10 protein-coding genes and 1 pseudogene are annotated in these 9730 nt (G+C 63.1%); 4 read left to right on the top strand and 7 right to left on the bottom strand.

The window, feature by feature from the left end:
- Positions 1-310, top strand: a 310-nt coding sequence (locus FPV16_RS07935) for a plasmid mobilization protein (RefSeq protein WP_413629223.1), incomplete at its 5' end; no start/stop codon positions are given.
- Positions 307-720: pseudogene (locus FPV16_RS26400) on the top strand (relaxase/mobilization nuclease domain-containing protein); the annotation flags it as partial. The gene FPV16_RS07935 and the pseudogene FPV16_RS26400, both read left to right, overlap by 4 nt.
- On the opposite strand, the gene FPV16_RS26040 reads toward FPV16_RS26400, so the two are convergent.
- Positions 682-837, bottom strand: a complete 156-nt coding sequence (locus FPV16_RS26040; RefSeq protein ID WP_264483733.1) for a hypothetical protein — start codon at positions 835-837, stop codon at positions 682-684. The pseudogene FPV16_RS26400 and the gene FPV16_RS26040 overlap by 39 nt on opposite strands.
- Between FPV16_RS26040 and FPV16_RS07925 the strand changes: the two genes are divergently transcribed.
- Both FPV16_RS07925 and FPV16_RS07920 read left to right on the top strand, forming a co-directional pair.
- A complete protein-coding gene (locus tag FPV16_RS07925; protein WP_227437694.1) occupies positions 836-1192 on the top strand; it encodes a hypothetical protein in 357 nt (118 codons plus the stop codon). The two genes, FPV16_RS26040 and FPV16_RS07925, sit on opposite strands and share 2 nt — an antisense overlap.
- A gap of 161 nt (positions 1193-1353) precedes the next feature.
- Positions 1354-3114, top strand: coding sequence for a hypothetical protein (locus FPV16_RS07920; RefSeq protein WP_227437693.1), 1761 nt, complete (start codon positions 1354-1356; stop codon positions 3112-3114).
- A gap of 71 nt (positions 3115-3185) precedes the next feature.
- Here FPV16_RS07920 and FPV16_RS07915 read toward each other — a convergent pair whose 3' ends face one another.
- The 6 genes from FPV16_RS07915 to FPV16_RS07890 form a co-directional block, all read right to left on the bottom strand.
- The gene (locus FPV16_RS07915; protein WP_227437685.1) at positions 3186-3656 is read right to left on the bottom strand and encodes a hypothetical protein; all 471 of its coding nucleotides are present in this window, start codon (positions 3654-3656) and stop codon (positions 3186-3188) included.
- Positions 3657-4232: 576 nt separating this feature from the next.
- Positions 4233-5489 carry an amidase gene (locus FPV16_RS07910; protein WP_227437684.1) on the bottom strand — a complete coding sequence of 419 codons (1257 nt, stop codon included), beginning with the start codon at positions 5487-5489 and terminating at the stop codon, positions 4233-4235.
- Between the two features lie 34 nt (positions 5490-5523).
- The gene (locus FPV16_RS07905; protein ID WP_227437683.1) at positions 5524-6828 is read right to left on the bottom strand and encodes an amidase; all 1305 of its coding nucleotides are present in this window, start codon (positions 6826-6828) and stop codon (positions 5524-5526) included.
- A 69-nt stretch (positions 6829-6897) separates the two neighbouring features.
- Positions 6898-7875, bottom strand: a complete 978-nt coding sequence (locus FPV16_RS07900; protein WP_227437682.1) for an ABC transporter substrate-binding protein — start codon at positions 7873-7875, stop codon at positions 6898-6900.
- Positions 7876-7986: 111 nt separating this feature from the next.
- A complete protein-coding gene (locus FPV16_RS07895; RefSeq protein WP_227437681.1) occupies positions 7987-8721 on the bottom strand; it encodes an ABC transporter permease in 735 nt (244 codons plus the stop codon).
- A 185-nt stretch (positions 8722-8906) separates the two neighbouring features.
- A complete protein-coding gene (locus FPV16_RS07890) occupies positions 8907-9692 on the bottom strand; it encodes an ABC transporter ATP-binding protein (protein ID WP_227437680.1) in 786 nt (261 codons plus the stop codon).
- Positions 9693-9730 lie beyond the last annotated feature (38 nt).

Genomic DNA, 9730 nt, shown 5'->3' with positions numbered 1-9730 from the left:
GTCCGGCCAAAGTGGATCCGAATGCCGCCGCCTCACCAAGCAGGTCGGCATTCGTCTCACACCCGAAGAATACGATCGTCTGTTGGGCGAAGCCGCAGCGGCAGGCCTCACGCTGGCAGCGCTCACCAGGCGCCGTCTGCTAGAACTGCACATCACGGCTCAGGTCGATGCCGAATTGATCCGTGAACTGCGCCGTCTCGGCGGGTTGGCGAAGCTCGCCATCCGAACCCCTGGTTTGCGCGAAATTGGTCGCCCTGTCCTGCATGACATCCGTCGCGCCATCGACACGCTTTCGGGACCGGCGCGATGATCGGCAAGCAGATGCCCAAGCGTCATGACGGTGCGCTGATCGGACGGCAGATCCTGGATCTCGCCGCATACATAGACCGTCGTGATCGCAGTGCTGAGCGGGGCGACGTACTCGCCTTCGGTCAGCTCAATCTGATCGCTGGGACGCGGTCAGGCCAGATCGCTGAAATGACGGCGACGGTGATGGGCGCGCCGCGCGCACGCTCCCCGGTTGAGCACGTGGTGTTGTCCTGGCGGGCCGGTGAGCAACCCAGCATCCGTCAGATCGAGCAGGCTCTGGTGATCCTGCAGGAGGAGACCGGTTTACGTGGGCACGGGATGCTGTGGACGCTGCACGGCGGCAGCGACAACCTGCACCTCCATGCCCTGATCTCACGCGTCGCACCCGACGCCCAGAAGACGACCAAGATCACTTTCTTTCATCGCAGCATCGGGCGCGCCGTCGCCCGCATTGAGCACGTACAGGGCTGGCACCACGAGCCAGGCGCGCATTTCGAAGTCATCGAGGAATGGGAAGGAGAACATCATGTCAAACAGTATGGCGTCCGCCCCCGCAACGCATCCAGATTTAATCCGCATCGCGGCAACCGAGGCACAGGGAGCGCACATCGATACGGGGCAGATCCTCAAACTACTCATGGAGGGGGGAGAGGAGGCCGATCCGATCGGGGCGATCATCGACAGCCAGGACCGGGGCGCGGAGCGTCTCGAACTGATCATCAGGATGTTGATGGAACTTCAGGGAGACGTATCACAACTGAGGGCCAACTCAGACGTGATGATGACGGACATTCAGACGCTGCGCACGCAGCTCAACGTCGTCTACGGCAAGCTGGCCAACGCAACCCTGAGGCCCGCCTCCAGCGCAGGGTCGCCGCAGTAAAGCTGCGTGCGTGCCACCAGGGTCGCGCGTCGCAGACGACACTGCACGAGGATCGATCCGTCCCGACGGTAGACATGGGCAGACATGCGAGCTCGGCGCTGCGTTCTGCCAATACAAATTCGCAGGCAGTACGCTGCGCTCACCTCCTGGGCGCGGCCCGAATGCGACGAGCTCATCGCACGACGCTCAGCGGCCATGCTCTCGTTCATAATATTGGACTCGGTGATGCGCTTACTGCAGGTGCTGCCGTCGCCGAGATCTGGGGTGGTGTTGAGAGTGCCGCGCGCAGGGCCATCGAGGTCGCTGGCCCCATCGTCAAACGCGTCAGATCCTGGAGCGAGTTGCACCGGGAACTCGCCCGTCAGCAAATCGTCTATCAGGCAAAAGGTTCAGGCGCTGTGCTGGTGCTGGACGGTGTCGTGGTCAAAGCCTCGACATTCCGCGAGGCAGGCCGCAGCAAACTCGAAAAACGCTTCGGACCATTTGAACCTGCCCTGAGCACCCCTGCGAACAATGGGAATGCAAATGCCAGGAACGGGAGATCTGTGCGTCCTGCACCAGGGATCGACGCAAATTCGTTCGCGGTTTCTCGCGAGAGAAAACAGGCAGCCGTTATCGCGCACCACGAGTATGAAACAATCTACGCGCCATTTGCCTTTGCGCCGATGTTGATGGCCGTGGTAGCGGGTGGAGCGCCTCGAGCCGCACCGAGCGCACGTGACATCGCCAAAGAACTGGGACGACCTAAACCGAAACGCACTCCTGTCGCACACGCGTCTGTTCCCGGCCTTCACCCCAAAAGCTTGCTCACGCACTATGACACTGCTTTGCAGGCCGACTGCTACCGGATCGTCGCTGAACGATCTGGCCCCCCGTCCTCCCATCGCGATATCGTAGGGGCGGCTACCGGCCCAGATCGGCTCTTCCAGATCACACCGAGACCGATGACCGGCGTCGCGGCGGCGTGGCGCGAACTCGAGACAGCTACCGGTGCGCCATGCTCCATCTTCCTACAACCGATCTCGAACACGAGACACCACGTTGTCCTGTCAGGTCTGGCACATGACGACCTTGCTCATGTTCGTACACGTCACAAACCGTCGCTGGTGCTCAAAAATGCCGACAACCGCTATGAAGTCGTCCTGACCACTGAAAAGCTCGGATTGCCCTATGAGGCGGCAGCCGTAGCAGCCGCCGCAAAACAGCTTCGTGAGTTTTATGGCGGAGAGCACGGCCGCTACGGTTTGCGGATCCGGAAAGATGGGGTGCGACGGGAAGGACGCGAACGAGAGGCTGAGCAGTCTCCTGCCTACGCCCAGATCGTGGACGGTGCCGGTACCCTCTGCAGCCGCCTGAAATCCATGATTAAGAAATGGATCATAACGTTCATCAACCGCCTTGGATTGGACGCTGGCTCGCGGTTAGGGCGCGGATGGCCTTCCGATGGAGTACCTGAACCAGAGAATGCACCGGTGTATTGGGCGCATCGCGCCGACATCCTCGGGCATTGGGAGGGACGCTGGCCCGATGCCTCCCGCGTTGACAGCCTGATTGCTCGGCGCATGCAGACCAACGGGCATGCTGAAACGGCTGTCGCCAATCTGATCACTGCATGTGCCCCGGCTGTCGATCGGCTGAGGCGATACGACTGGATTGCTTACGGCCGACGCGCGGCAGCCCACGCTTTTCACGATACGGAGGACACATGCTGGTCCTTCGACCGAAGCCCCACAATACGGTGGCGCGAATTGGAGGAGGACGTGAAGGCGCGAGCGGCAGCCAGGAAAGTCGCTTCACCGCCGCCGATCGACGTCGTCATCCCGCCGTGGCCTGGAGGCGAGAAAGAGACGGGCACAGCGAGGCGTGCCGCACCAGCAGGCCAAGGCGCCGCAAATGGGCGCGGTGGTGGCTATGAGAGGTGATTCGGAATTGCGTGCCGCGAAGTTTGGTAGTGCAGCCTGAGGATCCCTGGATTTGTAGCCCACGCTAATTATTAGATGTCGATCTCCAGCGGTTCAATTGCCAAGCTCACCGTCGAAAGAAGCATATCGGTCGTGGCATTGTCGCGAGCCCGCGTTGCCATGCCGACGATGAGGGTACCGTAAAACTCAGCGAACATGCTCAAGAGAAGGGACGACGAGATCTGCTTCTCTGAAACTGCGCGTGCGAGCCTCCCGTGGATCGCACTCTGAATGCGATCACGATATTGCGCCGTCCAGGTGACCACAGCAGCGTTCTGTGGTGTGCAGTTCGTAGCTCCTGTGATGATCAGGCAGCCGCGCATCGGGGCATGGGCCGTGTAGAGATCGACTAGGCTTTCGAGCAAGAACTTGAACGCCTCCTCGACGTTCGGCGTGGTTTCCAAATCAGCGAGCATGGGAACGTAATAAGTATCCCAGTAGAAATCGGTGGCGGACTTGAACAATCGCTCTTTGTCCCCGAACGCTTTGAACAGGCTTGGCATATGGGCGATCCCCATGGACGTCCGAAGCCGCTCAAGACATGCTCCTTCATAGCCAAGTTCCCAAAAAACTAGCATCGCAGCTGAAAGCGCATGCTTTGTATCAAATTTTCTTGGTCGTCCCCCCGGCATTTGGATTCCAGTAAGTTATGTTGGCGTAAAGAATCTATCCTTATCCCGTATGGGAAGTGAGGATCAACAAATTACTCCTCCCTAAAAAACTAGCGTTCACCGATTGCTGATGCGGTTTGTTCTGCCAGCGCGACACGGCTGAAAAACCCGCGAGTAAACGAAAGCTCAGCAGGTTCAAAATATTGAGGCTGGGTACGACCTCTACGCCATAACTTAAGGTTATGGAAAACTACACTTAGGGCGTCCATTTAGGACAACTGAGTGGATGTTGGCTATCCGGAGATTCTACGACGAGCGTCAGTATTGCGCCATAAGCAGAAATTGGCCGCCAGTCTGGAGGCGGACGTTACGCCTTCGACCCATTCTTGCCGTGGCCGTCCATTTACTGGATACAGCGAAGGCCGTCCTTCTCCGTGCCGTTTTCCTGGCTTACCGAGATAGCTTGCATCAGCGAATCTGCCCACGCATCAGCGTCTCAATGAAGTGTGCGGCCTTGAGGGCTCGGGCATCGTCGCCATGTCGGGCAATCACCTGCACACCGAGCGGCAACCCAGTTGGGGTGCTTCCCACCGGCACGGTTACGCAAGGAACACCCATCAGCGTCCAGAGCCGGTTGAAGCGGGAATCGCCCGTGCTGGCATATCCTTCCGGCGCCGGGCCGGGCGCTGAGAGCGTCAGGATCACGTCCAGGTCATGCTCGGCGAACTGATCGGGCAATTGCCGCCGGGCGCGATCCGCCGCCTTCAAGGACGCATCGTATGCCTTCGGCGACACGCCCTGCGCCTCATCGAGATGGGCTCTTAGAAGGGGACCGAGGTTCGCGCGATGCGTGGCGTATTCCCAATTGAGCGCTTGGGCCGCTTCGAAATCCTGGATCGTACCATGAAGCCCGAAGGCTTCGGCAAACACCGCCGGCAGGACGACGTCGCGCACGCGGGATCCGACGGCCTCGGCGGCGGCGCGCACGCGTTCAAGGGCATCCAGCGCTTCGGGCTCCGCATCAGCACAGAAATCTTGCAGGACGACACCAATCCGTGGCGTACCCGGCTCAGTTGGGGGAAGGTCGATGCCGGGACGCCCTGTCATCTGCGCAAGGGCGTGGGCCGCATCCGCGACGCCCGCCGTGAACAGGCCCAGCGTGTCGAGCGTCCAGGAAAAGCACTTCATGCCCACCGTGGGCAGAAGCCCAAAGGACGGTTTCATCCCCACCACGCCGCAATAGGCAGCCGGCCTGATGACGGAGCCTCCGGTCTGCGTACCGAGGGCAAGCGGCAGCATTCCCGCCGACACGGCGGCGGCCGAACCCGCCGATGAACCGCCCGGCGTATGGCCGGGATGGCGCGGATTGCGGGTTTGGGTCGGGTCAAGAAAGGCGAAGGCCGTCGTGGTGGTCTTGGCCAACGGCACAGCACCGAGCCGCCTCAGGCGCGCCACCGCGGCCGCATCGGCGCGCGGGCGCCAGCCCTCATAGATCGGCGATCCCATCTGCGTCGGCAGGTCGGCCGTGTCGAGGATGTCCTTCACTCCCACCGCAATGCCCGCGAGGGGCCCCTGCTCCGCCACGAACGGAACGGGATTACGGCTCACCAGCGCCCGGATCTCAGGCTCGTGCTCGGCGATCGCACCTGTGGAGAGGGCGATGGCCTCACGTGCGGTGAGCGAGCCGGCATCGATCTGCTTGCGCAGCGATAGTAGGGAAAGCATGGGGCAGCGTACCGATGATTGCGATGTGCGGTTTTCAGGAGGCAGGAAAGGTGATCGGACGTGCGAGAACCGTCTCGCACCAGCGCGCCGTGCGGAGCAACGCCAGATCGTTGCGGTATGTGCTGACGAGCTGGATCCCGAGCGGAAGCCCTCGGCTCTCCCCAGCCGGAAGGGCGACAGCCGGCACGCCGAGGCAGGTCCAGGGGACGCAGAAGGCGGGGTCACCGGTCGAGGCCAGCCCTTCCGGGGCGGGACCGGCGGCGGGCAGGGTCAGGACTGCATCGTAGCCTGCCAGCACCCTATCGAGGTCCGCCCGCAGATCGGCTTGCCGCCGAAGCGCTTCCACGTAGGCCACGGCCGGGATCCGCGCCCCCTCCGCCACGAGATCCTTGAGCGGCTGGCTCGTCCGGTCTGGAAAGCGCTCCACCAGCGATCCGAAGCAGACACTCGCCTCGACGGCGAGGAGAGTGCGCGCGCAGTCCCACAGGACTTCGAACGCGGTCGGGAGCACGAGGCTGGACACATGGGCTCCGGCCGTTCGGAAAGCTGTCGTCGCGAAGGCGAGCAGCGCGCGCTGTTCCGGTTCGGCCCTTTCCCAGATCGTGGTCTGAACCAGCGCCAGGCGGGGCGACTCGCGGGGGGGAAATCCCGTGTCGAGGTCGATGGAAAAGCCCAGCAATGGGCGGCCGTGCGGGTCCGCCTCGTCTCGGCCGATCAGACGCGCCAGGGCGAAGGCGGCATCCGTCACCGAGGGGGTGAACAGGCCGACATGGTCGAGGGAGGAGGCCAGCGGGTGAACGCCGACCCTCGGAATTGCGCCGTAACTCGGCTTGACGCCGACGACCCCGCAATAGGCCGCCGGACGGATCACCGATCCGAAGGTCTGGGTACCGAGCGCCAGGGGAACGATCCCGGCCGCCACGGCAGCGGCCGAGCCGCTCGACGAGCCGCCCGGAGTGTGCCCGCGCTTCCATGGATTGTGCGTCGGCCCCGGGTGACGCCAAGCGAATTCTGTCGAGACCGTCTTGCCCAACACGGAGGCCCCGAGGGACTTCAGGCGAGCGACGATCCAGGCATCCGCGGCGGGCACGTGGTCGGCATAGACGGGCGACCCGTTCGTGGTTGGCATGTCGGCGGTGGCGATGATGTCCTTCACCCCGACGGGGATGCCCTCCCAGGCACCGTCTCCCGGCACGGGATCCGCCGCGAGGACGGTGAAGGCGGAAATATCCGAGCGAGCCCGGGCTGCATCATGGCAGGCCGCGAGGTAATCACCGGGGGACACGTGTCCATCGCGAAACGCCCGCAGGGCGTCGACGAGACCGAGGTGGTTGAGCATCAACGGGTCCGTTGTCTTGCGGAGCCGAACGCCGTGCCGATGCGGCGTGGCATTCGGACATTTCCGGCCTCAGTTCGCCGCGAGGCTCTTCTCGATGAAGTCGCGGCGCACGAAGGTGGCGTAATCGGGTAGGGCCGAGAGGTTGCCCAGCGCCACCTGGGTCTCCATGCCGGTTTTCAGGGCCTCGGCGGTGATGTCGACGCTGTCGGGATAGACTTTCTCTCGCATCATGCGCTTGACCGCGGCTTCGACGACGGCGGGGTCGAGGTTGGGGAACTGCTTCTTGGCGATGGCGATGGTTTTCTCGGGCTCGGTATGCATGAAGCGGATCGCCTTCTGCATCCCGGTGACGACTTTCTGGGTGACGGCCGGATCGACGTCCTTGCGGGCGCTCACGGAGGAGAAGGCGTAGGGGCCGTAGCGCTCGGGAAAGCCCAGCACGACCTTCATGCCGTTGGCCACCACCTGGTCGAGGCCGGGCTCGTACATGACCGCGATCTTGGCTTGGCCGGCGAGGAGCGGCCCCGGCTCGGAGCCGAGCTGGACCTGAGTGATCTCGACGTCCTCGGGCTTCAGGCCGTTCTCCTTTAGGAGCTTGAGGAACAGCGAGGTGCTGGTGGTCGGCATCAGCCCGGTGACGATCTTCTGACCCTTCAGGTCCTTCACGTCGTTGAAGGTCACGTCGGGCGCAGTGGCGATCCAGACCGCGGCTCCGTTGACCACGTTCGCCACCACGTTGACCGGCGCGCCCTTCGAGGCGGCGATGGCGGTCCATTCGGGGCCGTGGACCGAGTACTGCGCGCTCTTCGAGATCACGGCCGAGAGAGCCACGGCCGGCGCCCCTGCCGTCTCCTTCGTGACCTCGACGCCCTCGCCGGCGAAGAAGCCGCCATCCATGGCGACGTAGAAGGGCAGGTAGAGCATCGACTGGAAGGCTTGCGAGATCGTCACCTTGTCCGCCGCGCGGGCAGGCAATGCCACGAGGCAGGCGACCCCCAGGATCGCTGCCAAGGAGGTCGAGTAATGCAGACGCTTGGAACGGATCATCCGTGAGGCCCTTTTTCGACAAATGCTGGGTATGGGGGAGTCTGGAGCGCCTTTGCCCCGCTATGCGTCGAGAGTGGCCACCGATGCCGGCCCGCCCTCGAGGGGGTAAGATCAAACCTGAACCTGACCGGCGGTGTTGATCTGCCGCCAGGGCAAGATGCGACGCTCGGCGAAATCGATGACGTGGTAGAGAAGAAAGCCCACGAACATCAGCACGAACAATCCGACCCAGACGGTATTGAGGTCGTAGAGACTCGAGGCCGAGTAGATCAGGTGCCCGAGGCCGCGCTGGGACGAGATGAACTCGCCGACCACCGCGCCCACGAGGGCGAAGCCGATGTTGATGCGAAACATCCCGATGATGGCCGGCAGGGTCGATGGCACGATCACGCTCTTGAAGATGCGGTTCTTCGAGGCGCCCATCGAGGCGAGCAGGGCCTGCAGATCGGGGTCGGCGTCGCGCGCGGCCTGATAGGCGGCGATGAGGGCGACGAGGGCGGTCAGCGACACCGCGAGCGCGACTTTCGAGACGAAGCCTGTCCCGAACCACAGGATCACGATCGGAGCCAGCGCGATCTTCGGCACCGAGTTGATCGCCACGATGAAGGGCTCGACGAGCCGCGCCACGAAGGCCGAATACCACAGGCCGAGGCCGGCCACCGACCCCAGAAGCGTTCCGATGATGAACCCGATGATCGCTTCGATCACGGTGTACCAGGTGTCGACCGGCAGCGATCCGTCCAGCATGGAGGCGAGAAAGACCCGCCAGATGCCTGAAGGGGCTCCGACCAGGAACTCCGTGAGCCAGCCAGCCCGAACCGCGACCTCCCAGGCAAGGAAAAACACAGCGACCGCCAGCAGTTGGATGACGCCTCGGCCGAGTGTCGTATCGGCTGCTCGGGCAAAGGCGCCCGGCCTGGCGCGGAGCCGGGCAACAGGTTTCTTGGTGGGTCGGACTGAGGCTGGGGAGGAAGACTTCGGGTTTTGGGAGGTCTGCAAGACTTCCGACGTTTTTAATGTCTGCGTCGTCATCAGGCTGCCCTCTGACGGGTCTGGATTTCGAGTTCGCCACACAGGGTTTGGAAGTAGTCGGAGAAACGCGGATCGCTGCGCGCACCGATCGGTGAACGGGCATCGAGTCCGATCTCGTGGACGGACTTCACCTTGGTGGGGCGATTGCCTAGGACCACGACGCGCTTCGACAGAGCAACGGCCTCGTCGATATCGTGCGTCACAAGGACGACGGTCTTGTGGAAGGTCTCTACGGCGTCGAGGAGAACGCCTTCGAGGTAGAGCCGCGTCTGGTAGTCGAGGGCCGAGAAGGGTTCATCCAGGAGCAGGATGTCGGGATCCATGATCAGGGTCCGGATCAGGGCGGTCCGCTGCCGCATGCCGCCGGACAACATCTTCGGGTAGGCGTTCTCGAAGCCCGACAGGCCGAAGGTCGAGAGATATTCGCGGGCCGTGTCGAGGGCCTGGGCGCGGTTGACGCCCTTCATCTCCAGGCCGAGCATGACGTTCTGAAGGACCGTCCGCCAGGGAAACAGCAGGTCCTTCTGCATCATGTAGCCGACCCGGCCCTGGAGCCCGGGCACCACCTCGCCGCGAAACGTCATCGTGCCGCTATCGGGTTCGAGAAGTCCGGCGATGACGTTGAAGACCGTCGTCTTGCCGCAGCCGCTCGGGCCGATGATGCTGACGAAGTCGCGCTCGTAGATGTCGAAGCTGAGACCGTCCAAGACCGGCACCGGCCCGCCCTTACCGGGAAAGGACTTGCGGATACCATCCAGGCTGAGCTGGACCGAGGAAGCCGTCATGAACCCTCCGTGTGTGCAGGGCGACCCCAGCAAACTTC

The organism is Methylobacterium sp. W2, from assembly GCF_020662345.1.
GTDB lineage: Bacteria > Pseudomonadota > Alphaproteobacteria > Rhizobiales > Beijerinckiaceae > Methylobacterium.
This window is presented reverse-complemented; position numbering and strand designations above follow the sequence as displayed.

What these genes read in the sequence shown, in the direction of transcription:
- FPV16_RS07925 (WP_227437694.1), top strand. Translation starts at nt 836, where the DNA reads ATGTCAAACAGTATGGCGTCCGCCCCCGCAACGCATCCAGATTTAATC.
- FPV16_RS26040 (WP_264483733.1), bottom strand. Translation starts at nt 837, where the DNA reads ATGATGTTCTCCTTCCCATTCCTCGATGACTTCGAAATGCGCGCCTGG.
- FPV16_RS07920 (WP_227437693.1), top strand. Translation starts at nt 1,354, where the DNA reads ATGCGACGAGCTCATCGCACGACGCTCAGCGGCCATGCTCTCGTTCAT.
- FPV16_RS07915 (WP_227437685.1), bottom strand. Translation starts at nt 3,656, where the DNA reads ATGCCAAGCCTGTTCAAAGCGTTCGGGGACAAAGAGCGATTGTTCAAG.
- FPV16_RS07910 (WP_227437684.1), bottom strand. Translation starts at nt 5,489, where the DNA reads ATGCTTTCCCTACTATCGCTGCGCAAGCAGATCGATGCCGGCTCGCTC.
- FPV16_RS07905 (WP_227437683.1), bottom strand. Translation starts at nt 6,828, where the DNA reads ATGCTCAACCACCTCGGTCTCGTCGACGCCCTGCGGGCGTTTCGCGAT.
- FPV16_RS07900 (WP_227437682.1), bottom strand. Translation starts at nt 7,875, where the DNA reads ATGATCCGTTCCAAGCGTCTGCATTACTCGACCTCCTTGGCAGCGATC.
- FPV16_RS07890 (WP_227437680.1), bottom strand. Translation starts at nt 9,692, where the DNA reads ATGACGGCTTCCTCGGTCCAGCTCAGCCTGGATGGTATCCGCAAGTCC.